26 protein-coding genes and 1 tRNA gene are annotated in these 25,419 nt (G+C 63.3%); 13 read left to right on the top strand and 14 right to left on the bottom strand.

Annotated features, from left to right (window positions below; translation table 11 throughout):
• Positions 1 to 4 precede the first annotated feature (4 nt).
• The gene (locus HNW77_RS00345) at positions 5 to 1,633 is read left to right on the top strand and encodes an HsdM family class I SAM-dependent methyltransferase (protein WP_172154301.1); all 1,629 of its coding nucleotides are present in this window, start codon (positions 5 to 7) and stop codon (positions 1,631 to 1,633) included.
• Between the two features lie 6 nt (positions 1,634 to 1,639).
• On the opposite strand, the gene mtnK is transcribed toward HNW77_RS00345, so the two are convergent.
• Positions 1,640 to 2,872 carry an S-methyl-5-thioribose kinase gene (gene mtnK / locus HNW77_RS00340; RefSeq protein ID WP_172154299.1) on the bottom strand — a complete coding sequence of 411 codons (1,233 nt, stop codon included), beginning with the start codon at positions 2,870 to 2,872 and terminating at the stop codon, positions 1,640 to 1,642.
• 163 nt (positions 2,873 to 3,035) lie between these two features.
• On the opposite strand from mtnK, the gene bfr reads away from it, so the two are divergent.
• Positions 3,036 to 3,524, top strand: a complete 489-nt coding sequence (gene bfr, locus HNW77_RS00335; RefSeq protein ID WP_078523985.1) for a bacterioferritin — start codon at positions 3,036 to 3,038, stop codon at positions 3,522 to 3,524.
• Here bfr and HNW77_RS17935 read toward each other — a convergent pair.
• Together HNW77_RS17935 and HNW77_RS00330 are read right to left on the bottom strand one after the other, a co-directional pair.
• On the bottom strand, positions 3,493 to 3,627 hold the full coding sequence (locus HNW77_RS17935) for a hypothetical protein (RefSeq protein ID WP_275942122.1): 135 nt from the start codon (positions 3,625 to 3,627) through the stop codon (positions 3,493 to 3,495). The genes bfr and HNW77_RS17935 overlap by 32 nt on opposite strands.
• Positions 3,628 to 3,719: 92 nt before the next feature.
• Positions 3,720 to 4,343 carry a hypothetical protein gene (locus HNW77_RS00330; RefSeq protein WP_172154297.1) on the bottom strand — a complete coding sequence of 208 codons (624 nt, stop codon included), beginning with the start codon at positions 4,341 to 4,343 and terminating at the stop codon, positions 3,720 to 3,722.
• A gap of 148 nt (positions 4,344 to 4,491) precedes the next feature.
• On the opposite strand from HNW77_RS00330, the gene HNW77_RS00325 reads away from it, so the two are divergent.
• From HNW77_RS00325 to HNW77_RS00315, 3 genes are read left to right on the top strand one after another with little or no spacing between them, the layout of a single operon-like run.
• Entirely contained in the window at positions 4,492 to 4,932 is a 441-nt protein-coding gene (locus HNW77_RS00325) for a Fur family transcriptional regulator (protein ID WP_172154295.1), read from the top strand.
• Positions 4,933 to 4,987: 55 nt separating this feature from the next.
• On the top strand, positions 4,988 to 5,224 hold the full coding sequence (locus tag HNW77_RS00320) for a hypothetical protein (RefSeq protein ID WP_172154293.1): 237 nt from the start codon (positions 4,988 to 4,990) through the stop codon (positions 5,222 to 5,224).
• The gene (locus HNW77_RS00315) at positions 5,225 to 6,589 is read left to right on the top strand and encodes a sodium:solute symporter family protein (RefSeq protein ID WP_172154291.1); all 1,365 of its coding nucleotides are present in this window, start codon (positions 5,225 to 5,227) and stop codon (positions 6,587 to 6,589) included.
• Here the strand turns inward: HNW77_RS00315 and HNW77_RS00310 are convergent.
• Positions 6,586 to 6,936 carry a hypothetical protein gene (locus HNW77_RS00310; RefSeq protein ID WP_172154289.1) on the bottom strand — a complete coding sequence of 117 codons (351 nt, stop codon included), beginning with the start codon at positions 6,934 to 6,936 and terminating at the stop codon, positions 6,586 to 6,588. The genes HNW77_RS00315 and HNW77_RS00310 overlap by 4 nt on opposite strands.
• A gap of 265 nt (positions 6,937 to 7,201) precedes the next feature.
• Between HNW77_RS00310 and pgm the strand changes: the two genes are divergently transcribed.
• Entirely contained in the window at positions 7,202 to 8,860 is a 1,659-nt protein-coding gene (gene pgm, locus HNW77_RS00305; protein WP_172154287.1) for a phosphoglucomutase (alpha-D-glucose-1,6-bisphosphate-dependent), read from the top strand.
• A 123-nt stretch (positions 8,861 to 8,983) separates the two neighbouring features.
• On the opposite strand, the gene HNW77_RS00300 is transcribed toward pgm, so the two are convergent.
• Positions 8,984 to 9,478, bottom strand: coding sequence for a YaiI/YqxD family protein (locus HNW77_RS00300; RefSeq protein WP_172154285.1), 495 nt, complete (start codon positions 9,476 to 9,478; stop codon positions 8,984 to 8,986).
• Between the two features lie 515 nt (positions 9,479 to 9,993).
• Between HNW77_RS00300 and HNW77_RS00295 the strand changes: the two genes are divergently transcribed.
• Both HNW77_RS00295 and HNW77_RS00290 read left to right on the top strand, forming a co-directional pair.
• A complete protein-coding gene (locus HNW77_RS00295; RefSeq protein WP_167370158.1) occupies positions 9,994 to 10,140 on the top strand; it encodes a hypothetical protein in 147 nt (48 codons plus the stop codon).
• A 97-nt stretch (positions 10,141 to 10,237) separates the two neighbouring features.
• Positions 10,238 to 10,588, top strand: a complete 351-nt coding sequence (locus HNW77_RS00290; RefSeq protein WP_172154283.1) for a zinc ribbon domain-containing protein YjdM — start codon at positions 10,238 to 10,240, stop codon at positions 10,586 to 10,588.
• A gap of 106 nt (positions 10,589 to 10,694) precedes the next feature.
• Here the strand turns inward: HNW77_RS00290 and HNW77_RS00285 are convergent, their stop codons facing one another.
• The 3 genes from HNW77_RS00285 to ruvX form a co-directional block, all read right to left on the bottom strand.
• On the bottom strand, positions 10,695 to 12,329 hold the full coding sequence (locus HNW77_RS00285; protein WP_172154281.1) for a dihydroxyacetone kinase subunit DhaK: 1,635 nt from the start codon (positions 12,327 to 12,329) through the stop codon (positions 10,695 to 10,697).
• A 126-nt stretch (positions 12,330 to 12,455) separates the two neighbouring features.
• A complete protein-coding gene (locus HNW77_RS00280) occupies positions 12,456 to 13,391 on the bottom strand; it encodes an MIP/aquaporin family protein (RefSeq protein WP_172154279.1) in 936 nt (311 codons plus the stop codon).
• 164 nt (positions 13,392 to 13,555) lie between these two features.
• Positions 13,556 to 14,032 (bottom strand): Holliday junction resolvase RuvX, encoded by a 477-nt coding sequence (gene ruvX / locus HNW77_RS00275; protein WP_172154277.1) that lies wholly within the window; start codon positions 14,030 to 14,032, stop codon positions 13,556 to 13,558.
• A 75-nt stretch (positions 14,033 to 14,107) separates the two neighbouring features.
• Between ruvX and gatC the strand changes: the two genes are divergently transcribed.
• The 5 genes from gatC (at position 14,108) to HNW77_RS00250 (ending at position 18,912) form a co-directional block, all read left to right on the top strand.
• Positions 14,108 to 14,395, top strand: a complete 288-nt coding sequence (gene gatC, locus HNW77_RS00270) for an Asp-tRNA(Asn)/Glu-tRNA(Gln) amidotransferase subunit GatC (protein ID WP_172154275.1) — start codon at positions 14,108 to 14,110, stop codon at positions 14,393 to 14,395.
• A 1-nt stretch (position 14,396) separates the two neighbouring features.
• A complete protein-coding gene (gatA, locus tag HNW77_RS00265) occupies positions 14,397 to 15,881 on the top strand; it encodes an Asp-tRNA(Asn)/Glu-tRNA(Gln) amidotransferase subunit GatA (protein ID WP_172154273.1) in 1,485 nt (494 codons plus the stop codon).
• Positions 15,878 to 17,326 (top strand): Asp-tRNA(Asn)/Glu-tRNA(Gln) amidotransferase subunit GatB, encoded by a 1,449-nt coding sequence (gene gatB, locus HNW77_RS00260; RefSeq protein ID WP_172154271.1) that lies wholly within the window; start codon positions 15,878 to 15,880, stop codon positions 17,324 to 17,326. The genes gatA and gatB overlap by 4 nt, the downstream gene beginning before the upstream one ends.
• A 99-nt stretch (positions 17,327 to 17,425) precedes the next feature.
• Positions 17,426 to 17,518 (top strand) — tRNA-Ser (locus HNW77_RS00255).
• A 164-nt stretch (positions 17,519 to 17,682) separates the two neighbouring features.
• Complete coding sequence (locus HNW77_RS00250; RefSeq protein ID WP_116703423.1) at positions 17,683 to 18,912, top strand: tyrosine-type recombinase/integrase; 1,230 nt, start codon at positions 17,683 to 17,685, stop codon at positions 18,910 to 18,912.
• Here the strand turns inward: HNW77_RS00250 and HNW77_RS00245 are convergent.
• From HNW77_RS00245 to HNW77_RS00220, 6 genes are all read right to left on the bottom strand, one after another.
• Complete coding sequence (locus HNW77_RS00245) at positions 18,901 to 19,107, bottom strand: helix-turn-helix transcriptional regulator (RefSeq protein WP_116703424.1); 207 nt, start codon at positions 19,105 to 19,107, stop codon at positions 18,901 to 18,903. The two genes, HNW77_RS00250 and HNW77_RS00245, sit on opposite strands and share 12 nt — an antisense overlap.
• Before the next feature lie 589 nt (positions 19,108 to 19,696).
• Positions 19,697 to 20,146 carry a hypothetical protein gene (locus HNW77_RS00240; protein WP_241694197.1) on the bottom strand — a complete coding sequence of 150 codons (450 nt, stop codon included), beginning with the start codon at positions 20,144 to 20,146 and terminating at the stop codon, positions 19,697 to 19,699.
• 86 nt (positions 20,147 to 20,232) lie between these two features.
• The gene (locus tag HNW77_RS00235) at positions 20,233 to 20,478 is read right to left on the bottom strand and encodes a hypothetical protein (protein WP_172154267.1); all 246 of its coding nucleotides are present in this window, start codon (positions 20,476 to 20,478) and stop codon (positions 20,233 to 20,235) included.
• 187 nt (positions 20,479 to 20,665) lie between these two features.
• Positions 20,666 to 21,052, bottom strand: coding sequence for a hypothetical protein (locus HNW77_RS00230; protein WP_172154265.1), 387 nt, complete (start codon positions 21,050 to 21,052; stop codon positions 20,666 to 20,668).
• 306 nt (positions 21,053 to 21,358) lie between these two features.
• A complete protein-coding gene (locus HNW77_RS00225) occupies positions 21,359 to 21,958 on the bottom strand; it encodes a PadR family transcriptional regulator (protein WP_172154263.1) in 600 nt (199 codons plus the stop codon).
• A gap of 141 nt (positions 21,959 to 22,099) precedes the next feature.
• On the bottom strand, positions 22,100 to 25,342 hold the full coding sequence (locus HNW77_RS00220) for an efflux RND transporter permease subunit (protein WP_172154261.1): 3,243 nt from the start codon (positions 25,340 to 25,342) through the stop codon (positions 22,100 to 22,102).
• Positions 25,343 to 25,419 lie beyond the last annotated feature (77 nt).

The raw sequence follows: 25,419 nt of genomic DNA, 5'->3' as shown, positions 1-25,419 counted from the left end.
GGCCATGACCGCGCCCCTGCTGTCAGCAACTGCCATATGGCGCATTGCAGGCCAGTTGCGCCGCGTGCTGCCGCCGGTTGAATACGGGCCCGCGATACTGGCCTTTACCATGCTGCGGCGGCTCGAGCAGGCACGGCCGCCCGCCAAGGGGGGGCTTGCGGCCATCGCCTGCGCGGCCGACCCGCTCAGGGTAATGGCGCGGCAGCTTGAGCGCCTGCCCGCCGCCATGCGCGCCATCATGGCGCAGCTTGAGGTGGACGGGCTTGCGCGCAGGCTGGCGGCAGTTGGCATGCTGGGGCCGCTGGCCGCGCATTTCGCAGCCCTTGACCTCTCTCCTGCCCTGTACGGCAGCGAAGCCATGGCGCAACTGTTCGAGGAACTGGTCAGCCATTTCACCACCACGCAGGGCACCGGCACGCATTACACGCCGCCGGAGGTGGCTGACCTGATGGTCGATCTCGTCTGCGCTGCGGATGCGCCGGGCACCCGCCTTGCGCTTTACGACCCCGCCGCCGGAACCGGCGCCCTGCTTGCCCGGGCGGCTGACCGGCTGCGCGCGCGCGGGGTTATGGCGGATCTGTACGGGCAGGAACTCAACGCGCAGTCCTGTGCCCTGGCGCGTGCCGACCTGCTGCTGCGCGGGCTCAGGCCCCGGCAGGTGGTGCAGGGCGATACGCTGCTGGCCGATGGCCATGCCCGCCAGCGTTTTGGCCGCATGCTGGCCAACCCCCCCTTCGGGCTGGACTGGCGGTCCATCCGCGCCGCCGTACAGGCGGAACACGCGCAGGGCGCGCAGGGGCGCTTCGCGCCGGGGCTGCCGCGCGTGTCTGATGGATCGATGCTGTTCGTGCTGCACCTGCTGGCCAAGATGCGCGCCCCCCGCCACGGCGGCAGCCGGATTGGCGTGGTGACGCATGGCGCCGCCCTGAACGGTGGCGGTGTGGAGAGCGGGGAATCCGCCATTCGCCGCTATCTTGTCGAGCATGACCTGATCGATACGGTCATAGCCCTGCCGCAGGACATGTTCATCAATACCGGCATCGGCACCTATGTGTGGGTGCTGGATAACAGCAAGCCCGCTGCCCGCCGTGGTCTGGTCAGCCTGGTCAATGCGGCAGCGCTGTGGCGGCGGTGCGGCCGCAGCCAGGGCGAGAAACGGCGCGAGATGACGCAGGCCCACGTGACCGCCGTGGTGCAGGCGGCGCTTGAAGGCGCGGAATGCGATCTTGATGTGCGCGATGGTCCGGATGGCGCACCGGCTTCATGGCGCCTCGTACCGCCTGAAGGGGGCGTGCCGCTGGGGCGGCGCACCGGTTTTGCACGCCAGGTGCCAGCGCGGGGGTTTTTATATCGTAGCCTGAGCGTGACCTGTATGGATCACGCAGGCGCCCCCACCCGCATGGTGTTCACCACCGGCATGGAAACCGATCCGCAGGCGTGGTTTGACCACCTGGTCGCCCCCCATGACCCCACTGCCCGGCTGGACCATGCGCGGGCGGGCATTGGGTGTGCCATTTCATTTGCCCGGTATTTCGATACCCCCGAACCCAGTCGCCCCCTGCCAGAAATCGAGGCCGACCTGCGCGCCTCCATGGCCCGGCTGGCAGCCCTCATGCCCGGCGGCATGGACTGAAAGGTTCTACAGCCCCTTCCCCTCATTCTCGCCCAGGCAGGACAGGAAATCCGAGATCGTGCGCATGTCAGCCAGATGGTCGAGCACGTAATAGGCGAAGGCCAGCGCGCCCGCGCGGCATGTGGCGCGCAGGCGGGGATCAATGATGGTATCGAAATCCGCCGTATGGGCGTAGCCGATGATGCGGCGGATGATCTCGATGGCGGCAAAGCCGATGGTATCGCCCATCATCTCATCCATGAAGGCCTGCTGCGCCACATGGGCCGCCGGGCCATAGGCCAGCGGGCGCAGGGTGCCCGGTGGCGGGGCGTCACTGGCGTTCCATAGCGCCATGAACTGCTCATGAAAGCTGCGCCAGAAGCTGGCGATGTCGCGCAGCGCCGCCCGCCGGGCCGCAAGGTCGGGTGTTGCGAAGAAATGCAGCACGAGGTTGCCCACGAACATGCCGCAGTCAAACCCGATCGGCCCGTAAAGCGCGAACTCGCCATCGATCACGCGCGTATCATCCGCCGTGCTCATGATCGAGCCGGTATGCAGGTCGCCATGCAGCAGCGCCTGGGGCTGCGACAGGAAGCGCCGCCGCAGGTTTTCCACCGCCAGAAGGGCTGCCGCACTGGTGCGGATGTCCTGCACGATGGGGCTCAGGGCGGTATCATGCCAGTGGTTGCGCGGGTGGTCGCGGTACGGGTCGTCAAACACCAGGTCGAGAGTGATGCGGGTCAGGGCCTGGTTGGCGGCAAAGAGGCGGCGGGCGTCAAACACATCCTCGAACGGGCGGGCGAGCAGTGAGGTGCCAAAACAGGCCCGGGCCACGAAGGCGCCAATGCGGGGCGCGACCTCCGGCCAGTCCGCCCCTTCCATCAGCGCCGTGCGCAGCACGGTGTGGCCGGACAGGCTCTCGACCACCAGAACATAGAGTTCGGGGTCGAAATGCAGGTATTCGGTGGTCAGTCCCCCCACCAGCGGGCCGATGGCGGCAAGCCATGCGGCCTCGAAATATGTGCGGTCGAGCGGCATCTTCCAGCTCGGGTCCACGCGCACATGCGGCAGCGACTGCTTGAGGCATACCTCCCCCGCAGGCCCGGTGATGAGGAATACGTTGTTGAGGTTGCCATCACTGACCTCACGCACCTGCCACTGTTCGGGCAGGCCGCCAAGGCGGGTGGCAATGGCGGGCAGACCGGCAAGGAATGCGCGGATGCCGCCTGCATCAAGCGTGCGGTAGCTGGTCTGGTCCATGTGGCGTATCCCTGCCCTGCGTGGTGGCCGTGCCCTGGCGTGCGGCGCGGGCGCAGGGTCGCGCGCAGGGCATGGTTATGCAACGCTTTTTTATAATTGCGTTGCCGCCTGCCACGCAGTAACCCGTGAGGGGTATAATAATTTGCAGAACAGGAAGACGGACATGCCCATCAAGGACCCCAAGGTCATTGAGCACCTGAACACCCAGCTGACCAACGAGCTGACGGCGATCAACCAGTATTACCTGCACGCCCGCACGCTGCGCCACTGGGGCGTGACCCTGCTGGGCAAGAAGGAATACGAGGAATCCATCGAGGAGATGAAGCACGCCGACTGGCTGATCGAGCGTATCCTCTACCTCGGTGGCCTGCCCAACGTGCAGCGCTACAACACGATCCTTGTGGGCCAGGACGTTGAGGAAATCCTCAAATGCGACCTGAAGCTGGAAGAAAAGGCGATTGGCGACCTGCGCGAGGGCATCGCCTATTGCGAGAGCGTGCGCGACTACGTCTCGCGTGACCTGCTGCTGCGCATCCTTGTGAACGAGGAAGAGCACGAGGACTTCCTCGACCGCCAGTTCGACCTCATCAAGCAGTTGGGCCTGCCGCAATACATCAAGCTCAACTCCGCCCCTGCCCCCGATCAGGAGTAACCCCGCCCGGCTGCGGGGTTGCCGGCCGGTCATGGCCGGTGGCCGGTGGCGCGCCTTCCTGCCAGGCCAGGATGTCGAGCAGGTCGAGGAAAGCATTTTCCATGAACCGGCGCGCCTGCCGGATTGATACGATGGGTGGCATTCCTGTCATCCGCCCTGCTGGGGGCCGCGCGAAAGTGCGGCCCTCTGGTGTTTTTACAGGCTGCCTGTCTGCACGCCCGCAGCGGGAGCGGGCCACATGACCTGCGCGTGGCCCATGTCGCCGTTGTGCCAGCGCATGGCCGCAAGGCAGCCTGCGCCCACGGGCTGGGCCTGTGGCGCATGGGGCGCAGGGTGCGCCATGGCAGGCCCCACCTGTCGTGCGACGGGTACTCGGCTGGATGCTGCCAGCATGGTGCCCCGCCGCGGCAGCCAGTACCCCGCCCCTGCAAGGCATGCGCCGAGTTGCGTAATGGCGGCGGCAAAGGGCGAGAGCACATGATGGTGAACGAAGACGGGCCGCAGCATGCGGCGCACCTCGCCCTCGCGCCCTTCCTGTGCGGCGGTGGCGGCGAGCAGGAAGCGGTTTTCCGTGCCGGTCAGGTGCGTGGCCGAGCAGATCGCCACGTCCACCGGCGTGCGCTGGTAGGCGCGCAGCCGGTTCATGGCCATGCGGAACGCCTCGATGACAGCAGCAAAATCAGCCCGGAAGCACGGCAGCGCCAGCCCCGGCGTGCCGCGCGCGCCGTCACCCTGCCCGCTCAGGCGGCGCACGCACCAGACCAGCAGGCGTTCGCTGGATGAAAGATCATTCATGAAAACTGTGGTGTCGGTCATCATCCGCTCGGGCCGTGGCTGAGCCCGCTCCCTGAATGTGTTGATGAGACCCTATTAATGAGAAAGATTATCATTTGCAATTAAAATCGACAACCCGCACCGCTTATCCCTACTGGACCGGGGCGGTCTGTATGCATTATGCTATGAGGCGATGAAAGAGCCGACTTTTCCCGATTCTCCCCTGGCCGACCTGTGCCGTGAACGCGGCCTGAAGCTGACGGGCCAGCGCAGGACGATTGCCTTTGTCCTGTCGGATAGTGACGACCACCCGGATGTGGAGGAACTGTACCGCCGCGCGGTGGAGGTCGATCCACGCATTTCCATTGCCACGGTGTACCGGACCGTGCGCCTGTTCGAGGAAAACGGCATTCTCCAGCGCCGTGATTTTGGTGGCGGTCGGGCACGTTACGAAGTGGCCGATGGCGATCATGGCGATCATTACCACCTGATCGACGCCGATAGCGGCAAGGTGATCGAGTTCGAAAATCCCGAACTCGATGCCCTGCTGGACAATATCGTGCGCGAGATGGGGTACGACCTCGTCACCACCCGCCTGTCCGTTGTGGGCCGCAGGAAGGCGAAGCCGCGCTGAAAGCGGCATTTCGCCTGCCTGCCGCCGTCTCCGCTGCCTTCAGGGCCTGACGCGCGTGCCTGATACCCCGGATAACGCCAGCGAACCACGATCCGCCACCACGCCGCTTACGCTGGGTGTGGGGCTGGGCCTGCCTTATGTGTTGGTTATTGGCGGCTTTGTGCTGTTTGAGCGGGTTGATGGCATGGTCATGGGCTTTCCCCCGGCGGTGGCGTGGCTGTTTGCCTGCATGGTGCTGGTGCCGGGCTGCATGGCGGTGGCGTGGTGGCTGGGCCGGGCGCGGGCGGACTGAATGGAATTCCTCAGCTTCGGGCTGGTCATTGCGGCCTCCATTGCCCTGGCGGTCTATGCGCGGGTGCGGCGCGGCAGTGGCAATGCGCGTGATTTCTTTGTTGCGTCCGGGCAGCTAGGGGGCCTGCTGGTCTTTTTCCTGACCATTGGCGAGACCTACAGCATTGGCAGCGTGCTGGGCTTTTCCACCGGGGTCTACCTGCATGGCGCGGCGTTTGCCGGGTGGTTCATGGGGTATATCCTGCTGTCCTACCCCGTCGGGTTCGTGCTGGCGCCGCTGTTATGGCAGTTGGGGCGCAGGACGGGCAGCATGACGCTGGCCGATATCTTTCGTGCCCATTTTGGCAGCAGATTGCTCGAAGTCGTGGTGGCGGCCAATGCCGTGGCCTTTCTGCTGCCATTGGGGCAGATGCAGTTTACCGGCCTGATATCGGTCATGCGCAGCCTGCACTGGCATGTCACCCCCGCCGTGCTGGCAGGCGCTGGCGCGGGCATGACCTTTGGCTGGGTGGCGCTGGCGGGCGTGCGCGCACCGGCCTATGTATCGGTGCTGAAGGATGTGCTGCTGGTGCTGGCCATCGTGGCCGGAGGGAGTGCTGCCCTGCTGGCCTCGGGCCTGCCTGCGGCCTATGTGGCAACCCCTGCTGCCGCCGTGCCGGCGCGGCAGGACATGTTCGTGGTCTCCACCATCGTGCTCCAGTCGCTGGGGCTGTGCATCACGCCGCAGGCGGTGGCCTTCGTGTTTACCGCGCGTTCGGCGCGGATGGTGCGGCGCAACCAGATCCTCATGCCGCTTTACATGCTCATGTTCCCCTTTTTGTACATGATCGCGGAATATGTGCGCAGGCGCGGCCTGGCTGTGCCATCGGCCAATGACGTGTTCATGCTGGGCATCACCACTACCCTGCCACCGTGGATGCAGGGCATTGTCGCGGGCGGGTGCGCGGTCTCGGCGCTGGTCATCCTGGCAGGCGTGTGCCTTGCCATCGGGCCGCTGGTCTCGCGCAACATGCTCCATGGCCTGTCGGACCGGGGGCAGCGCGTGGGCGCGCAGGTCGTGATCGGGGTCTATCTGCTGCTCTCGGCTGCCGGGGCGGCGGGGCTGGGCAGCATCATGGTCACGCTCAACAACCTGTATTACCTGGGCATGATCCAGATCGCACCGGGGCTATTGGTGGCGCTGTGCAGATGGCGCGTTCCACCCCTGGCGATTGCGGCAGGGCTTGTGGCGGGGGACGGGCTGGCGGTGGGGCTGTACTGGGCGGGCCTCATGCCCCAAGGGGTCAATCCCGGCCTGATCGGGCTTGCGGCCAATGCCCTGATCGTGGCGGCGGCAGGCCTGCGCCGACCGGCCTGCGCGGGTTAGACCAGGCTTTTTTTCTCCGCCTCCTGCGGTGTGGCAGGCGCCAGCCAGTTCGGGTGGCGGCGCTCGATCCACGCCAGCATGCGCGCGCTCAGCCTGCGCAGGAAAGGCACGTCCTCGGCCAGCAGGATAATGCCCAGCGGCAGCATCCATACCCCCAGCACCGGCAGGAAGCTGAACACGCCCCCCACGATCAGCAGCCCGCCCATAATGCCGCGCAGGATGACCCGGCCGGGTTGCAGCAGCCAGCGCATGGCCTGTTCGCCCCGCGCGGGCAGGCGCCTGAGCAGGCGCTCAAGCCGGTTGCGGCGCAGGTGTTCGGCATGATCGGGGGCGGTGGGGGTGTTCATGCCTTCTAGAATGGGCACGCCCCCTGCCCCGCGCAACAGGCCCACGCGGGAACGTGATGCACGGGCAAGGAAACGAAAAAGGTCCGGATTTTGATATAGTTCAATGTCATTCCCCCAAAGCGCGCGCCAGTGTCGTGGCATGATGCATTTCCTTACCGCCCCCGGTTCATTTTCCCGCCTTGCGTGGCTGGACGCCCGCCGGGGCGGGCTATAAGGGAATTTGTTGGAATATGCGCTTTTTCATAATGTATTTCGGGAGCAGTCAATGCCCAGCGTAAGCCCTTTTGCCGGCAAGCCGGTCGATCCGGACCGTCTTGTCAATATCGATGCCCTGCTTGATGCCTATTATACCCGCAAGCCTGATCCCGCCATTGCAACGCAGCGGGTGGCGTTTGGCACCTCGGGGCACCGGGGCTCATCGCTGCATACCAGCTTCAATGAAAACCATATCCTCTCGATCAGCCAGGCCATTGCCGACTATCGCAAGGGCGCAGGCATTACCGGGCCGCTGTTCATCGGCATCGACACGCATGCGCTCTCGCGCCCGGCGCTGAAGTCAGCCCTTGAAGTCTTTGCCGCCAATGGCATTGAAGTGCGCATTGATGACAAGGACGGCTACACCCCCACTCCCGTCATCTCGCATGCCATCCTGACGTGCAACCGTGGCCGCAGCAGCGACCTTGCCGATGGCGTGGTGATCACGCCATCGCACAACCCGCCCGAGGATGGCGGCTTCAAATACAACCCGCCCCATGGCGGCCCGGCGGATACCGACATCACCAAGGTGATCGAGAACGCGGCCAACGACTACATGGCCAAGGGCATGCAGGGTGTGGCCCGCGTATCGTTCGAGCAGGCACTCAAGGCTCCCACCACGAAGCGGCATGACTACATCAACCCGTATGTGGATGACCTCGCCGCCGTGGTGGACATGGACATCATCCGTGAATCCGGCATCTCGATCGGCATCGACCCGCTGGGCGGGGCGGCGGTGGATTACTGGCAGCCGATCATTGATAAATACGGCATCAACGCCACCATCGTGAGCAAGGAAGTCGACCCCACCTTTCGCTTCATGACCGCCGACTGGGATGGCCAGATCCGCATGGACTGCTCATCGCCCTACGCCATGGCGCGCCTGGTGCAGATGAAGGATCGTTTTGACATAGCCTTCGCCAACGATACCGATGCCGACCGCCATGGCATCGTGTCGGGCAAGTACGGGCTGATGAACCCCAACCACTACCTTGCCACCGCCATCGAGTTCCTGTTCAACAACCGCGCCAACTGGAGCCCCGCAGCCGGTGTGGGCAAGACGGTGGTCAGCAGCAGCATGATCGACCGCGTGGCCAAGGAAATCGGCCGCAAGCTGGTGGAAGTGCCGGTTGGCTTCAAGTGGTTTGTCGATGGCCTGTATAACGGCACGCTCGGCTTTGGTGGCGAGGAAAGTGCGGGTGCTTCCTTCCTGCGCCGCGATGGCACGGTGTGGAGCACGGATAAGGACGGCATCATCCTCGGCCTGCTCGCCGCCGAGATCACGGCCCGCACCAGGCAGACCCCCGGCGCCGCATACGAGGCCATGACCAAGCGCCTTGGCACGCCGTACTACGCCCGCATCGATGCGCCTGCTGATCCGGCGCAGAAGGCGATCCTGAAAAACCTCTCGCCCGAGCAGATCGGCATGAGCGAGCTTGCGGGCGAGCCGATTGTCAGCACGCTGACCAACGCGCCGGGCAATGGCGCGGCCATTGGTGGCCTTAAGGTCTCGGCCAAGGATGGCTGGTTTGCAGCCCGCCCCTCCGGCACGGAAAATGTCTATAAAATCTATGCCGAGAGCTTCAAGAGCGCGGCCCACCTGAAGGCCATCCAGACCGAGGCGCAGGATGCGATCTCCGCCCTGTTTGCCAAGGCTGTGCAGAAGTAAGGCGGAAAATTAAAGAGTAAACGTTTTTGGGCGCCGCCTGCTTTTTCATAAAGGCGGCGTTCACGACCTTCGTGCCGTCCGTTCCCCGTGGAGCGGGCGGCTTTTTTTACGCGCCAGCCACACTCATGCCGTAGGCGGCACGATGGGCAGCGGCCGCCCATGCCCTGCCGCGCGCTTGCGGGCCTTGACTACGGCGGTATCAAGGGCTGAGAGAAACGTGGAGCGGTCCGCGCGGGTAAAGCCGCGATTGCTCTGGGTCACGACGCCAGTGTCACGCAGGTCGGTCATGAGGTTGCGTACGGCCAGCGCCATGCCGATGGCGTTATCATCAAGAATGCGCCCCTTGGGGTCGAGCACGCAGGCCCCGCGCGCGACACAGCGCGCGGCAAGCGGAATATCGGCTGATATGACAATGTCATGCGCGGCTGCATGCGCGGCAATCCAGTCATCCGCCACGTCCATGCCCTGCGTTACCACCACGCGTTCGATCAGGGGCGAGGCTGGCACGGCCAGCAGGCTGTTGGAGACGACAAAGGTATGCAGCCCGTAGCGCAGTGCGACGCGATAGGTCTCGTCGCGCACCGGGCAGGCATCGGCATCAATGAAAATGCGGGTCATGGCCTTTTTCCTATGCCGGAGTGCCCGACGCTGGCAAGGCAGGCCCCTGGCGCCTGCCTGAATTCTCCAAGGAATTTATTTTGGGCAAGGCACGAAACGACAGCCCCGCCCGTGCGATCAGTTCCATATCGTGAAGAGCCGTATGTGCGTTTTTACTTCCGCTGGCGTGGATGATCCGTCAGTATGAAGCTGACAAGCCAAATGGAGGAGGCCGTTATGCGTTACCTCATCGACCATACACGCGAAGGCTTTGGCGTCGCGCTGTTGCTTGGCATGCTGGCTGTCGAGCGTTTTTTCCGCAAGCAGGCTGTCCGCTAGGGCGGCCCCGAACAGACGGACAGGCACCGGATGGAACACCCTTCCTTCCAGCACCGTCATCGCTGCTGCATGCGCATGCGCGAGATGTGTGCCGCAGCCCTGCTGGCGCGGCGCACCCCCATTTTTATACGCAACCGTGGCGCGGTCCGGCGCTTTACCCCTCTTGAGAGCCAGAATAGCTGGAGGGGAGAAAACCAGTGCGAAACCTTGCGCGGATGATGATGGCGGCTGCCGTTCTGACCTGCCTTGCCGGATGCGACAAACCCAAGCCCGCCGGTGGCGGCTCGGATGGCGGTGGTGGCCCCGGTGTCAGCACCCATGGCGGCACGGCGCCCCAGCAATAGGGAGCATGCGGCCAGAAAATCGCCTCCGCATGATCCATATCCTTTCTGTCAGGGCCCGGGTGCTTTATGGGCATAGGCCCAGACAGTAAGGATACTTATGGAACACGACCTCAAATGCCCCGAATGCGGGTGCGAACATGTCTATCCCGACGGCAGCCTGTGGACCTGCCCTGAATGCGGGTGTGAATGGAACCCCAAGGACAATACAGCAGGTGCTGCGGATGGCCCCGGCGAGATCCGCGATGCCAACGGCAACGTGCTTGCCGATGGCGACAGTGTGACGGTGATCAAGGACCTCAAGATCAAGGGGGCGTCCTCCGTGATCAAGGGCGGCATCAAGGTCAAGGGCATCCGTCTGGTCGATGGCACGGACGGGCACAATATTGCCTGCAAGATCGCGGGTATCGGCGCCATCAACCTGAAATCCGAATTCGTTCGCAAGGCCTGATTTTCTGGCCGGGGTAGCCATCTGTTATCATGCGCTACCCCTTGGGGCGATGAGATTTTGCCCCGCGCGGAACAACCACCAGCCGGTCATTGTTCCGCATGGTGTTTCAGCCAGCGGCCAGCCCTTCAAGCAGGCGGGCCACGGCCTCGGCACCGGGGTCGGGCACGTTGCGCACATGCTCGCTGGGCACATAGGCGGCGCGGCCTGCGCGGGCGCTGTCCATGGTGGTGGTGGCATCCGCACCCTTGCGCGCGGCTTTGGCAGCCTGTTGCAGCGTGCCGCCTGCGGCCAGCACTTCAAGGGCGGGGTGCAGCGCGTCGATCATGGTGCGGTCGCCCGGCTTGGCGCCGCCGCATTCCATCATATGGGCCAGCCCTTCACGCAGGGCCTGCTGCCAGGGCTGTTTGCTGTGGCCTGCCGCCGAGAACATGATGGCGAACAGCACCCCGCTCGAGCCACCGGCATGCTGGGTCAGGATATTGCCGATGGTGGCCATGAGCTGGTGCGGGTCGTTCATGGGCAGGCGGTCGCGCACGGCGGTGATGTCACGCGCAGCACTGGCAAAGGTGGAGCCTGCATCGCCATCGCCGATCTTGCCATCGAGTTCGTTCAGCGCCGCTTCGTTCGCCACCAGTATTTCAGCCCCCCGCGCCAGCAGGCTGGCAACAGCCGCATTATGGCTGGGCGTGAAGGGAAAGGCATCGGGCATGGCGGGCATGGGGGCCACGCTGGGGCTGCCGAATGGGGTGATGCCGGGCCATGCGCGTGGCTGGGCGGGAGCCTGCAGGGCGGTGGTGATGGCCTCGTCAAGTTCGATCAGGGTGAGCGAGAAGCCGTTCATGTCCAGCGCCGTCATGAGCGGTGCCGGGCCGATCACGTGCGAGATGCGGCGGGCAAGTGGCGTGTGGCTGAAGGCCTCGAGCAGCAGCGCCATTTCCACCTCCGGCACGGTGCCAAGGTTGTTGAGCACGAGGGCGAAGCGGGTATTGCGCACGGTGGTGGGCAGGCTGGCTTCCAGCGTGCTGGCGGCCAGCGCCATCAGGTCATTCGCACCGGCAACGGCAATGCGCTGCGCGCCCGGCTCGCCATGAATGCCCAGGCCAAGCTCCGCCTGGTCGGAGGTCAGGCGGCTGGCGCGGGCGGGCTCATAGGGGTTGCAGTCTTCCAGTGCCAGGCCAATGGTGCGCATGCGTCGCGTGCCATCGCGCACGAATTCGGTCACATGCTCGAACGACCAGCCCTGTGCCGCGCCATAGCCCGCCAGCTTGTGCGCCAGTACCGTGCCCGCAACACCACGCGGGGTTGTTGAACCCGGCAGGGCGATGTCATCGCCCACGGTCACCATTTCCACCTTCTTGCCCAGCGCGCGGGCGCGCTCGGCGGCGAGGCCGAAGTTCAGCCGGTCGCCGGTATAGTTCTTGACCACCAGCAGGCAGCCTGCCTCCCCCGTCGTGGCCAGGATCGCGGCCAGGATCGCATCGACGCAGGGAGAGGCGAACAGTGCGCCACACACCGCGGCCGTCAGCATGCCATGGCCGACAAAACCCGCATGCGCAGGCTCATGCCCCGACCCGCCCCCTGAAATGACCGAAACCTCGCGCCGGTCGATCTCGCGGCGCATGATGACGCAGGTATCAGGGTAGCCATCCAGGCGGCACAGGTGATGGCCAGCACTTGAACGCAGGAACCCGTCCAGCGCTTCGGTGACAACGGTTTCGCGCGTGTTGAAAAAACGCTTCATTCTTATGCACTCTCCCTCGGCAGCCCATGGCAGGCATGGCGGCGCGGCACTATGGCCGCTAATTCCCCCGTAGCAAAATAACGGAATATGTCACGTGTGGGTTGCGCCTTGCGCGGGCCTGCCAGCTCAGCCCGGCCCCGACGTGCCGCTGGCGGCGGGGGGCACATGGTCGGGGTCATCGGGGTGGTTGAGCTTGCGGTGCGGGTCATCAAGCCCCGGCACGCGGCCATGATGGCCAAAATTGACCAGACGCGCCTCAAGCAGGTGCAACTTGCCCAGAAGGTTCATGCGGATGGCCATGACCGCAAGCGACGCCCCGGCAAAAGGCCCCACCACGTATATCCATAGCCCCGACCACTGCCCGGCAAACAGTGCCGGGGCCAGCGTGCGGGCAAAATTGACGCTATTGCCCGAAAGCCATGCCGTAATGGGGTTGAGCACGAGAAAGAACAACCCGCCCGACCAGGGCGTGATGAACTTCCACCGCGGGTGGGCGGCCAGCCAGTACAGCATGGCGATCAGCGCCGCGGTCACGAACATTTCCGACCACATGGCCCACCAGACCGAGATCTGGCCATACGGCACGGTGGCGCCATAATGCACCGCCACGGCCATGTTGCCCCACCAGGCGATCAGCCTGCCCGCTTCATACACCACCGCCGTGCCGATAAAGGCGCCGATGACCTGCGCGATCATGTAATTGAGCGCATCCACCCCGCCGATGCGCTTGGCCAGGGAGAACGCCAGTGTGACGGAAGGGTTGATATGCGCCCCGCTGACTTTGCCGAACGGCGTCATGGCCGCTGCCGTGCCTGACAGGCCAAAGCACAGCCCGCACAGCGCGGTCTGGATATAGGGATGGTGCATGAGCACCGCACCCAGCGGGCTGGCAGGCGCGCTGAGCAGGATGACAGCACTCAGGCCAAGGATCATGAGGATGGCGGTGGCGATCGCCTCGCAGAAATACAGCTTCCAGTGAAACAGGTTGTGCGGGTGCGGGTCGCCTGCCAGCGGGCGGTCATGCACATGGATATGAAGGTACGGCAGGTGTGGCAGGCGCATGGCCGGGCATCCTTGTTTATGCAACATGGGTCCGGCGAGAGAAGCGTTTGGGAGGGGTCACGTCCCGGTGCGCGCCGGTGGTGGGGGCAGCATAGCAGCCCCCGCACCGCCGGGGTCCGGTTTTGGCACAATCCAGTCATGCCATCACGAATTCGAAAGTGTCCCTACCCTTGCCCTTGCGGGATCGATGCATCGAGGGCGGCCTGAAGGATATAGGCCGCCGCCATCTGGTCCACCACCTCGCCCCGGCGCTGGCGCGTCATGTCGGCCTCGGCAATGAGGAAGCGGTTGACGGCGGAGGAAGACAGCCGTTCATCCCACATGGCCGCAGGCAGGCCGGTCATGTCGGACAGGTTCAGCGTCCAGTCGCGCGCGGCCTGGGCTGCGGGGCCGAAGCTGCCATCAAGCGACAGCGGCAGGCCCACCACCAGGCCGCCCACATCCTGCGCGCGGGCAATCCTGCCGATTTCCGCCGCATTGACCGACAGTTTTGCGCGCTTGAGCCCCATATGCGGGGAGGCCAGCATCAGGCCCACATCAGACAGGGCGATGCCGATTGTCTTTTTGCCGGGGTCAAGGCCAAGCAGGCGCTGGTCGCGGCGCAGGCCTGCGCGGAGATCGGATATGTTGAACAGGGGCATGGTCGGGGGTATGTTCCTCAGCGGTCCTGCGTTGCAGGATATTCTGCCCCTGTTCTGATGGAAAGTTATTGCTTCATGTCGCTTGATCCCGCGACCGTCCGCCGCATTGCCAGACTGGCACGGATTGGTATTGACGAGTCTGATGTTCCCGCCCTGCAAGGGGAGCTTAACGGGATCCTCGGCTGGGTCGAGCAGTTGAATGAGGTCGATGTCGAGGGGGTGACCCCCATGGTCGGCACGGGCCATGCCGCCCTGCGCACGCGCCCGGACGTGGTGACCGATGGCAACTGCCGCGATGCCGTACTGTCCAACGCGCCTGACGCCGTTGGCCCCTTCTATACCGTGCCCAAGGTTGTTGAATAAGATGAGCCTGACCGAACTGACAATTGCCGATGCCGCAAGCGGCCTGCGTGCGCGCCAATTCAGCGCCGTGGAACTGGTGCGCGCGCATGTCGATGCCATCGACGCGCTCAACCCGCGCCTGAACGCCTACATCACCCCCACCCGTGAGGCAGCGCTCAAGGCCGCGCAGCAGGCGGATGAGGTGCTGGCCAGGGGCGAGGCCCGCAGCCTGACCGGCATCCCGCTCGGCATCAAGGACCTGTTCTGTACCAATGGCGTGCGGACCACGGCGGCAAGCAACATCCTCAGGAACTTCGTGCCCCCCTATGAAAGCACGGTCACGGCCAACCTGCTGCGCGATGGCGCGGTGTTCGTGGGCAAGACCAACCTTGATGAATTCGCCATGGGGTCGGCCAACATCACCTCCGCCTTTGGCCCAGTTGAAAACCCGTGGAAGCGCAATGGCGATGACGCGGCGCTGGTGCCTGGTGGCTCGTCGGGTGGGTCGGCCGCCGCCGTGGCCGCCGGGCTGGCCATGGGGGCAACCGGCACCGATACCGGCGGGTCCATCCGCCAGCCTGCCGCCTATTGCGGCATTGTCGGGCTCAAGCCCACCTATGGCAGGTGCAGCCGGTTTGGCACCATTGCCTATGCCTCCTCGCTTGACCAGGCAGGCCCCATGGCGCGCAGCGTGCGCGACTGCGCCATCATGCTCCAGTCCATGGCCGGATTTGACGAGCGCGACAGCACCAGCGTCAACTGCGACGTGCCGGATTATTCCGCAGCCATAGGCCGGAGCCTCAAGGGGCTGAAGGTGGGCATTCCCGCCGAATACCGCGCCGAGGGCCTCTCCGCCGAAATCGGGGCGGCCTGGCAGCAGGGCATCGCATGGCTCAAGGCGGCAGGCTGCGAGATCGTGGATGTGTCCCTGCCCCACACCAAATACGGCCTTGCCACCTATTACATCGTGGCTCCTGCCGAGTGCTCGTCCAACCTCGCCCGCTATGACGGGTTGCGTTTTGGCGAGCGCGTGCCGGGTGATACGCTCGATGCCATGTATGAAGCCACCCGCCGCGCAGGCTTCGGCCCCGAGGTGCGCCGCCGCATCATGATGGGCACCTACGTGCTCTCGGCTGGCTATTATGATGCCTATTACCTGAAGGCCCAGAAGGTGCGTACGCTCATCCGCCGCGACTTTACCGAGGCTTTCCAGAAGGTGGATGTGCTGCTCACCCCCACGGCACCCACCCCTGCCTTCGTGCAGGGTGAACAGAGTGATGATCCGGTCCAGATGTACCTGAACGATATTTTCACCGTGCCGGCCTCCATGGCTGGCATGCCCGCCATGTCCGTGCCCGTGGGACTGGGGGCGACCGGCCTGCCGCTGGGCCTGCAGCTCATCGGTCGCCCGTTTGACGAGGAAACCCTGCTGGCCACCGGCAGCGCGCTGGAACAGGCCGCAGGCTTCACCCACCGTCCTGCCATCCGTGCGGAGGCCGCGAAATGACCTATACGATCGAAGGCAGGACCGGCGCTTGGGAAATCGTGGTGGGCCTTGAGGTCCATGCGCAGGTCATCAGCCATTCCAAGCTGTTCTCCGGGGCATCGGCGTCCTATGGCGGCGAGCCGAACACGCATGTGAGCCTGGTCGATGCGGGCTTTCCGGGCATGCTGCCGGTGCTGAACCAGGAATGCGTGGCCCAGGCCATCCGCACCGGGCTCGGCCTGCGCGCGCGCATCAACCTGGAAAGCCGGTTCGACCGCAAGAACTACTTCTATGCCGATCTGCCCACGGGCTACCAGATCAGCCAGTTCACCCACCCGATCGTGGGCGAAGGCACGGTCGAGATCGAACTGGCCGATGGCACCGTGCGCCATATCGGCATCACGCGCCTGCACATGGAGCAGGATGCGGGCAAGTCCATGCATGACCAGGACCCTGCCCGCTCCTTCATCGACCTCAACCGCGCTGGCGTGGCGCTGATGGAGATCGTGAGCGAGCCCGACATCCGCTGCCCGGAGGAAGCTGGCGCCTATCTGCGCAAGCTGCGCCAGATCCTGCGCTATCTGGGCACATGCGATGGCAACATGGAGGAAGGCTCCATGCGTGCCGATGTGAACGTGTCGGTGCGCAAGGCGGGCGAACCGTTCCGCACGCGCTGCGAGATCAAGAACGTCAACTCGATCCGTTATGTCATGCACGCCATCGAGGTCGAGGCCACGCGCCAAATCGAGGTGTGGGAGGATGGCGGCGAAGTGGATCAGGAAACGCGCCTGTTCGACCCCTCGCGTAACGAGACCCGCTCGCTGCGCAGCAAGGAAGATGCGCACGATTACCGCTACTTCCCCGACCCCGACCTGCTGCCGCTGGTTGTAGAACAGGCCTGGGTGGACGAACTGGAGCGTGCCCTGCCCGAACTGCCGGATGACAAGCGCGACCGCTTCATCAAGCAGTATGGCATCCCCCGCTACGATGCCAGCGTGCTGGTGGCTGAGCAGGCCATTGCCGATTATTACGAGGAAGTGGCCAAGGGCCGCGATGCCCGCCTTGCCGCCAACTGGGTAACGGGCGACCTGTTCGGTGCGCTCAACCGCACTGGCCGCACCATTACCGACAGCCCGATCTCGGCTGCGGCCCTTGGCGGCATGCTGGATCTGGTGTCCGACAAGACCATCAATGGCAAGATTGCCAAGGAAGTGTTCGAGGACATGCTCGAGACTGGCGACAGCGCCGCCGCCATTGTGGAGCGTAAGGGCCTCAAGCAGGTGACCGACACCGGCGCGATCGATGCTGCTGTAGCCGACGTGATGGCCCGTAATGCCGACAAGGTGGAAGAATACCGTGGCGGCAAGGACCGGCTGTTCGGCTTTTTTGTGGGCCAGGTGATGAAAGCCATGGCGGGCAAGGCCAATCCGGCCATGGTGAACGAAGCCCTGAAAAAAGTTTTGTAAAAACCGGCTTTAACGCATTTTAGGGCTATGCAGGGTTGCTGCAACACGATAGAAGCAGCCCTGCAAACGCCGTGTTACTTATAATACGCGCTCTTCGGCGGAGGGGTGGCCGAGTGGCTGAAGGCGGCGGTTTGCTAAACCGTTATACGATGTCAAGTCGTATCGAGGGTTCGAATCCCTTCCCCTCCGCCAATTCTCCTTCTCAGACAATGTGAAATAGCGTCAAAAAGCTTGGTTTTCAGCCAGTTTTGGCGCATTCTTCATCTCGAAAGTTCCTGTTTTGTCTCATCCTATCTCGTCAGAAAGCGGGTATGGAGCGGGTATGAAGAACAGGCATAGCGGGTATGGAGATTGCGATGCTGACCGACGCTAAAATCCGCTCGGCCAAGCCGGCAGACAGGGCCTGGCGACTGGCAGACACGGGCGGACTGTTCGTGCATATCACCCCGGCGGGAAAGAAGATCTGGCGGTACCGCTACAAATTCGAAAAGCGGGAGAAACTGCTGACGCTCGGGCATTATCCTGGTGTCTCGCTGGCCGAAGCGCGGGCCGAGCGGGAAGAAGCCCGGCGTATTCTTCGCGAAGGTCGTGATCCTTCGATGGAGGCAAAGATCGTGCGCCTTGCCGCGCGTGTGAATACGGCAACGACCTTTGAAGCTGTCGCGCGCGAATGGTATGAACAGCGCAAGGTTCTGTGGGCCACGCGCCATGCATTTGATGTGATCCGCAGTCTGGAACGGGATATTTTTCCCAAACTCGGTCATGTTCCGATCAATGGGATTACCCCTCCCGTCGTCCTTGCAGTGCTGAGGCAGATCGAGGATCGTGGGGCAATCGAGACGGCCCACCGCATCCGTCAGCGCATGAGCGATGTGTTTGTGCATGCCATCGCATCTGGTTGTGGTTCCTCCGATCCTGCTGCGGTTGTAGCGCCTGCCCTTCGTCCCGTCATACGAGGTCGGCAGCCCGCCATTACGGATCTGGAAGGCTTACGCAGCCTCGTCCACAGGACAGAAGCCGAAGAGGCTCATCCCGTGACCCTTCTGGCCTTGCGGCTGCTCTATCTCACGGCTGTCAGGCCAGGCGAATTACGGTTCGCACAATGGGCTGACTTTGAGGGTCTCGATGGACCAAAGCCCCTGTGGAATATTCCGGCGGAACGGATGAAAATGAAGCGCGACCATCTGGTGCCGCTTTCCCGGCAGGCCGTTGCGACCCTTGAGGCGCTCCGGCCATTCAGCGGGCGATGGCCGCATCTGTTTCCCAATACGCGTCGCCCCAGACAGGTCATGAGTGAAAATGCACTGGGTTATCTGCTTAACCGTGCGGGTTTCCATCACTGCCATGTACCGCATGGCTTCCGGGCATCGTTTTCCACCATCATGAACGAGCGTTTCAGAAGTGACCGGCAGGTGATCGATGTGATGCTGGCCCATTCGCTCAAGGATAAAGTGGAAGGCGCGTACAATCGGGCGATCTATCTGGAGCGGCGGCGTGAACTGGCGCAGGTCTGGGCTGACCTGGTCAGCGAAGGCCAGGTCAGCCTCGGGGAACTGATTGCGACAAAACGCCGGTCAGGTGCCTGATGTTCCAGCGGTGTTGATCCAGTCCTCGATAATGCCGGAATGCCAGCGAATTGTGCCGCTGGACAGTTTGCGTGGTCTGGGGAACGTCCCTTTACTGATATGCCGGTAAATGGTTGCCCGGCTCAGTCCGGTTCTTTCAGTAACCTCCCGTAGACGTAGAAGTCTGTTGTCGGGTCTGTATTCCGTTGCGTCCATGTTCAGATCCTCCATGTCTTGTCTGTTGGGATCAATCTGTTTCGTGTTCCTGATGTCTGCAGGACTTCCCGGTATGAATGGCGATGCCATGCTGCTTCCGGGGCATACCGGAGTGTTCCCGACTGCCTGTGAAGCAGTTACGGAACGGAACTGATTAAGACGGCACGAAGCTACGCGGCCGCAACCGATCTGGCCGGTGATAGGGGAACCGGATAGAAAGACTTGCAGGCGGCAGCCTGCTTGGACTGCAGGATCTCCATGGGAATCCTGTCCGGTTTCGGTCTGAAAAACGGTCGTGCCGGATGTCCTGCCCCGAGTTTTCGGGTTGCAGGCCGATTGCCTGACTGATGAGGCAGAAGTCGGATATCGCACATCGGCTTTAACGGATCAGACAGGGGCCTGGCTGATCCAGGCATTCGGATCGTCATGACGGTGAACTCCATGACGGGCGTAGGCGAGCCTCTCTCCCCTCTTCTCATCCCGTCACGAACTCCCGCGCAGCCCTCTGACTCTATGTCGCGACTGTACTGTATATGCGACATGAGAACTGATCATTTCCATTCAGAATGGATATAAGACATGGATCAGTTCACGGACCGATGCGGATGCCGGATACTTCTACCGTATCGGGAACCTGCTGGACCGCAGGCTGGGTTGGCGGGGTGGTCGTCTGGTGGGCGGAACTTTGTGCGCGCATGGGGAAATCAGGCGGCATGCAGTCTTTTGGCAGGCTGTTCCTGGCGGTCTGTTCTTCCGTGAAGGGACTGCTCTGCTCCATGCCGGGCCCCATACCCGTCGGCATCGGGCCGGGCATACCGCCTGCGCCTGTCATGCCGCCCATGGGAAAACCACCCATCATGCCGCGCCCGCTGCCGACGCCAAAGCCCGTGGTTATGCTGCCATGCACGCTACTATTGTGCGACGATGGCGCGCGCCAGCATTTATCGGTATGGTCGGGCAGTTGGTGACAGCCTGATATAGCCATCACGAGGACAGGTACGAAGAACGTGAAGACACGTCCTGTATTATGGTTGGACATGGAGAGTAGCGGCATCTCACCTGTTGGAACCCCAACCTTAATCCGCTAACCGGCTGTGTTCCCGTCACGAAATGTAAACCCGCAGCTTACCAGTCTTCGACGCTTCCCCTGTCTTTCTCATTGGGTGCAAACGGATCAAGCGGGTCATCCGTGGGCGGATCAAGCGGTTCGTCATCACTGCCCCAGTCCGGTATATCCGGTCGGGGATCATCCAGCGGACCGTCATCCGGGTCAGGCCCGGGATCCGGAATGGGTGTGGGTGGTGGCACCGTGGTCGGCGGTTCAGACGGCACGGGAATATCCGGATTATTTCTGACCTGCATCCTGAACATGACGTTCCTCCTCTGACAGGTCCACGTGCAACGGAAAGGGCCGGTGACAGGTTGCATGCGCGTTCCTGCCTGTCAGCGTGCTTTTCTGCCGGGTGTGTTCACAATGACCGGGCAGCATGGCGCGTCTCCGGTGTTTTCAACAAAAAAGGCCCGGCAATACGCCGGGCCTTCCGCTTGAGGGACGGGATCAGTTGGAATTGCTGCTGTTCTGGTTCCAGCCACCATTGCGGTCGCCACCACGATCACCGTCGTGCTCACTCCGGTTGCCATTCTGGCTGTCGCTGCCACGGTTGCCACGCTCGCCGGGGCCATGGTTCTGGTCGCCGCGGTTGTCACCACCGCGATCACCCCGTTCGTCACCGGGACCGCCGTTTTGGTCACCTCCATTCTGGTGACCGCCGCCCTGGCCCCCATGGTTGCCGTGGCCACCATGCCTGCCACCGTGATGGCCATGACCGCCATGGCCACGATGTTCGCCCTGCCCGCTGCCCTGGTTCTGGTCAGGTGACTGGGCCTGGGCTGCCAGCGGAAGGGAGATGCCAAGGGCAAGAGCAAACAGAATTGAACGCTTCATGATATATCCTTTGATTCGGCCTCTGATCCATCGTCCCGCATCAGCGGACATGTGAGGTCGAACGATGTGAAAAATAGTATCGAGAATATCTGGTCCAGAGTTTATACTTCTTCATGGACCGGTAATATTCCGGTTAATGTTCCAGATAGCCGATCGCGTATTCTGGAACGTGAGGAACCTTTATCCGGTCACTCACAAACCACGCCATGACAGTCCGTAAACAACAGCTCCTCCATACATGGCGGGATTATGGGGTCTTTCCTGCCCGGACGACCCGTTGGCCAACCGGATGTGGAAATTGCGCTTTCAGACCTGCCCGATCGCCCGGGCGGCATCGTCCAGCAGGGCTGCGATCTTTTCCTCGGCTTCCGTATCAAGGCCGCCATTGCGCAGCCTCAGGCGAAGTGCCGTGCGCAGGTTTTCCATGCCGCGCATGACCGGCATCGGGACATCCTTGCGACCTCCCCTGCCCTCTGCCGCACCTGTTGCTGCACGGGACAGGATTTCATCGAGGGCCGCACGGCTGGCGGCCAGGAACGCCTCGCCTTCCGGCGTGATGTGGTAGTTCTTGCGGCCGTCGGCTTCGACAATCCGGGCATAACCGGCCTCATCCAGCCAGGTCAGCGTGGGGTAGATCACGCCGGGGCTGGGCGCGTAGCTGCCACCGAATTTTTCTTCGATCATGCGGATCAGTTCGTAGCCGTAGGTCGGTTTTTGAGCGATCAGCGAGAGGACCAGAAGCCGCATCTCACCATAATCGAACAGCCGGTGACGCCCGCCCCGGCGGCCACCGCCGTGGTGTCCACCGCGACCGTGATGGCGGCGGGGTTCCCCGGAACCTGCCATGCCTTCGGGGGAGAAAGTCTGGCGGTTACGACCGCCTGCGTGTCTGTTTCTGTGTTTCATGCTTACCGATATAAGTTCCGATATATCTTACGTCAAGATATATCGGAATATATTTTTATCATTTCCGATAAACCCGTCCTTTCAGCCTCCGCAGGCAGTCTACCCGTCAGTCCCCTGCCCTGATTACATGACCGGAGAATCTCATGGTGCTTCCGCTTTCCTGGATAAAGAGGCGCATCGCGCAACCAGCAGATAGAGCGCGGGCGTGGTGAACATGGTCTGGGCCTGACTGACGAGCAGGCCGCCGATCAGCGCGATGCCGAGCGGCTGGCGCAGTTCCATCCCGTAGCCCCCCATCAGCACCAACGGCAGCGCCCCCAAGGCTGCGGCAAAGGTGGTCATGACGATGGGCCGCAGGCGCAGCAGACAGGCCTCGCGGATGGAATCCCGTGACGTCAGGCCGCGTTCGCGTTCGGCATGGATGGCGAAATCCACCAGCAGGATCGCGTTCTTGAGCGAGATGCCAGTCAGCAGCAGCATGGCGATGACCGCCATGCCCGAGAACGGCAGGCCGAACAGGTCCAGCGCCATGACAGCCCCGATCCCGGCCGAGGGAATGGTGGAAAGGATCGTCAGCGGATGCCACACGCTTTCATACAGCATGCCCAGCGTGATCCAGACGGCCAAAATGGCCGCGATGATCAGGATCTCGCTGTCATGCGTGCTTTTGCCAACGTCCCCCTCATCGCTCTGCAACTCGCCGGTGATGGTCTCCGGCAGATGCAGGCTGCGCCATTCCTGATCGATGATTGCCTGCGCTTGTGACAGGCTGACACCCGGCGCCAGTTCCAGCGCCAGAGAGGCGGAACTGGCATAGCCGATATGGGTCACGGCCACCGGATCAAGACTGGGGGTGATCCGGGCCACGACCGAGAGCGGCACCAGCGTTTCCGCTCCGGTCGCCACGGCCGATCCGGTCGACGCATTCGCCCCGCCCGCCAGTGAATTGGCGATCTGGTTTCGAAACGCCGTCGCACCGGTCGAGGCTGTGGTACTGGCTGTAGCCGACGTGACCACCCGGATGGTGTTGGACGCCGAACTGCCGGACGCTGACCCACCCGAGGGACTGATCCAGAACTGTTTCAGGATCTCCGGATCCCGCTGGAAGCGGTTTTCCACGGTCAGCACCACATTATATTGTCCGTGTGTGGTGTAGACGACCGAGGCGGTGGTCTGGCCCAGCGCGTCGGACAGGGTGTTGCCGATGACCTGTGGCGTGACCCCCACACGGGCGGCGGTATCACGGTCGATGGCCAGCGTGATGCCCTGTCCCGGTGGATCGACGTCCGGGTCCACATCCGTGAATTCCGGATGACGCCGCAGGGCTTTCGCCAGTTTCCGCGTGGCTGGCCCCAGAAGCCGGTCATCCTCGCTGCGCAGGATGTAGCTCACCTCGCTGCTGTTCGATCCGACCCGCATCATGATGTTGCCCGGCGCCTGGGCATGGTATTCGGCATGGATATCCTTACCCATCCTGCCGATCACGCGGGTCGCGACTTCCGCCCCTGAAGCCCGCCCGGTGGACAGGTCGCGCAGCGTGGCGAACACCATGCCATGGCTGGAACCCTCGCCCGTATCCAGATAGGCGATGACGTGCGTGACCGCCGGATCCTCCAGCAGCACCCTGCTGAACCGTTCCAGTCGCGCCCTGGTCTGCGCCAGCGAACTGCCGCTGCCCCGCGATCCGCCCGAGACGATGCCGATATCCTGACGTGGAAACACGACCCTGGGCATGCGGGTGAACAGAAAGACGCCTACCAGAAGGGTCAGTGGCAGCAGCAAGGCCGTCTTGCCGGGATGGGTCAGGCAGATTTCCAGAATACGGCGATACAGACTGCCACTGTGTTTTTCATGATCCAGAAAATCTGCGACATCCACTTCTGGATGCACGGCGGTTCTGTTGTCGGCAAAGCGCATGCACAGAGCAGTAAGACACGGCGTCACCACGCAGGACAGGATCAGCGACACCGTGACGGCAATGCCGACGGTGCCCGCGAACTCCCGGAACAGCCGTCCCGTCAAACCCGAGGCCAGCCCGATCGGCAGGAAGACCGCCAGCACGGAGACAGTGATGGAGAGCAGCGTAAAAGCCACCTCGCTGGCCCCGGCAATAGCCGCCTCATCAATGGGCAGACTACGCTCGCGCATGCGGATGATGTTCTCGATCACCACGATGGCGTCATCCACCACCAGGCCCGTGACCACCGTCAGCGCCATGAGCGAGAGATTGTCCAGCCCGAACCCCGCCAGATGCATCGGCCCGAGGCTGGCGATCAGGCAGCACGGCACGATGATCGCGGCAGCCACGGATGCTGTCCACGAGCGCAGGAACACCCACACAACGGCCAGCGCCAGAACACAGGAGGCTAGCAGCGTCACCAGTGTATGATGCAGCGAGGAACGGATCACGGCCGAACCATCCCGCGCCACCGCAATATCCGCCCCCGGCGGCATGAGCGTGCGCAGTTGTGGCAGGCGGGCCGTCACGGCATCGACAATGCCCACCAGATTGGCCCCCGGCTGGGCGCGCACCATCAGCGTCAGCGCAGGTTTCCCATCAAAGAACGCGGCGGCATTCACCTCCTGCATGCTGTCAGTGACGGTCGCGACATCGCGCAGCCGGATGGGGCGTCCGTTCTTGTAGGCGATCACCAGATCCCGATAGGCATCGGCATGTTCAGCCTGATCGTTGACGGCAAGCTGGTAGCGCCGGTCGCCCATGTCGATCACCCCTTTAGGGGTATGCGCATTGGCCGAGGCCAGGGCGGCGCGCAGGTCTTCAAAACCGATCCCGTATTTGAAGAACAGCAGCGGGTTCATCTCCACCCGCACGGCAGGGGCAGAACTCCCCATAAGGGTGACATCCCCCACACCCTGCACCTGAAGCAGCATGGGCCGCAGCGTCGTGTTCACCAGATCATACAGCTTCGCCATGGACTGCATGCCCGGCGTCACGGCCAGGATCAGAACCGGCGTCGCATTGGGGTTGGCCCGGTGATATTGCGGGTCCGATCCCGGCGTGGTCGGCAGGTCGCGCCGGGCTGCCCGGATGGCTGCTTCCACGTCACGGGCCGCGCCATTGAGATCGCGCCCCAGTTCAAAGCCCAGCGAGATGGAGGTCTGCCCCCGTGTGGAGGAAGACATCATCTGTGCAACGCCCGCGATATTGCCCAGATGCCGTTCCAAGGGGGCTGCCACCGTGCGGGCAATGATTTCGGGCGAGCCACCGGCATTCGACGCCGAGACCGAGATCACCGGCAGGTCGACATCGGGCAGGTCTGAGACCGGCAGGAGGGGCAGCGCCATCAGGCCCGACAGCACGGCGGAGAGCAGCAGCAGGAGTGTCGCCACCGGGCGACGGACGAACCAGGCGATGAATTTCAAGGAAGATGTCCCGTCCCTGCGGGAGGGCTCTGTCTATAAAGACGATCGGCCGCTGCATTTTTTCAGCGGCTGGATGA

This window comes from Komagataeibacter melomenusus (assembly GCF_013155395.1).
Classification (GTDB): Bacteria; Pseudomonadota; Alphaproteobacteria; order Acetobacterales; family Acetobacteraceae; genus Komagataeibacter; species Komagataeibacter melomenusus.
This window is presented reverse-complemented; position numbering and strand designations above follow the sequence as displayed.

Coding starts and splice junctions, on each gene's coding strand:
- HNW77_RS00315 (WP_172154291.1), top strand. CDS start 5,225: ATGGAATTCCTCAGCTTCGGGCTGGTCATTGCGGCCTCCATTGCCCTG.
- HNW77_RS00300 (WP_172154285.1), bottom strand. CDS start 9,478: ATGACCCGCATTTTCATTGATGCCGATGCCTGCCCGGTGCGCGACGAG.
- HNW77_RS00250 (WP_116703423.1), top strand. CDS start 17,683: ATGCTGACCGACGCTAAAATCCGCTCGGCCAAGCCGGCAGACAGGGCC.
- HNW77_RS17935 (WP_275942122.1), bottom strand. CDS start 3,627: ATGGAAAATGCTTTCCTCGACCTGCTCGACATCCTGGCCTGGCAGGAA.
- gatC (WP_172154275.1), top strand. CDS start 14,108: ATGTCGCTTGATCCCGCGACCGTCCGCCGCATTGCCAGACTGGCACGG.
- HNW77_RS00235 (WP_172154267.1), bottom strand. CDS start 20,478: ATGTTCAGGATGCAGGTCAGAAATAATCCGGATATTCCCGTGCCGTCT.
- mtnK (WP_172154299.1), bottom strand. CDS start 2,872: ATGGACCAGACCAGCTACCGCACGCTTGATGCAGGCGGCATCCGCGCA.
- HNW77_RS00280 (WP_172154279.1), bottom strand. CDS start 13,391: ATGCGCCTGCCACACCTGCCGTACCTTCATATCCATGTGCATGACCGC.
- HNW77_RS00330 (WP_172154297.1), bottom strand. CDS start 4,343: ATGATGACCGACACCACAGTTTTCATGAATGATCTTTCATCCAGCGAA.
- HNW77_RS00290 (WP_172154283.1), top strand. CDS start 10,238: ATGGAACACGACCTCAAATGCCCCGAATGCGGGTGCGAACATGTCTAT.
- HNW77_RS00225 (WP_172154263.1), bottom strand. CDS start 21,958: ATGAAACACAGAAACAGACACGCAGGCGGTCGTAACCGCCAGACTTTC.
- gatB (WP_172154271.1), top strand. CDS start 15,878: ATGACCTATACGATCGAAGGCAGGACCGGCGCTTGGGAAATCGTGGTG.
- pgm (WP_172154287.1), top strand. CDS start 7,202: ATGCCCAGCGTAAGCCCTTTTGCCGGCAAGCCGGTCGATCCGGACCGT.
- bfr (WP_078523985.1), top strand. CDS start 3,036: ATGCCCATCAAGGACCCCAAGGTCATTGAGCACCTGAACACCCAGCTG.
- HNW77_RS00285 (WP_172154281.1), bottom strand. CDS start 12,329: ATGAAGCGTTTTTTCAACACGCGCGAAACCGTTGTCACCGAAGCGCTG.
- HNW77_RS00345 (WP_172154301.1), top strand. CDS start 5: ATGACCGCGCCCCTGCTGTCAGCAACTGCCATATGGCGCATTGCAGGC.
- gatA (WP_172154273.1), top strand. CDS start 14,397: ATGAGCCTGACCGAACTGACAATTGCCGATGCCGCAAGCGGCCTGCGT.
- HNW77_RS00310 (WP_172154289.1), bottom strand. CDS start 6,936: ATGAACACCCCCACCGCCCCCGATCATGCCGAACACCTGCGCCGCAAC.
- HNW77_RS00325 (WP_172154295.1), top strand. CDS start 4,492: ATGAAAGAGCCGACTTTTCCCGATTCTCCCCTGGCCGACCTGTGCCGT.
- HNW77_RS00240 (WP_241694197.1), bottom strand. CDS start 20,146: ATGTCCAACCATAATACAGGACGTGTCTTCACGTTCTTCGTACCTGTC.
- ruvX (WP_172154277.1), bottom strand. CDS start 14,032: ATGCCCCTGTTCAACATATCCGATCTCCGCGCAGGCCTGCGCCGCGAC.
- HNW77_RS00230 (WP_172154265.1), bottom strand. CDS start 21,052: ATGAAGCGTTCAATTCTGTTTGCTCTTGCCCTTGGCATCTCCCTTCCG.
- HNW77_RS00245 (WP_116703424.1), bottom strand. CDS start 19,107: ATGGACGCAACGGAATACAGACCCGACAACAGACTTCTACGTCTACGG.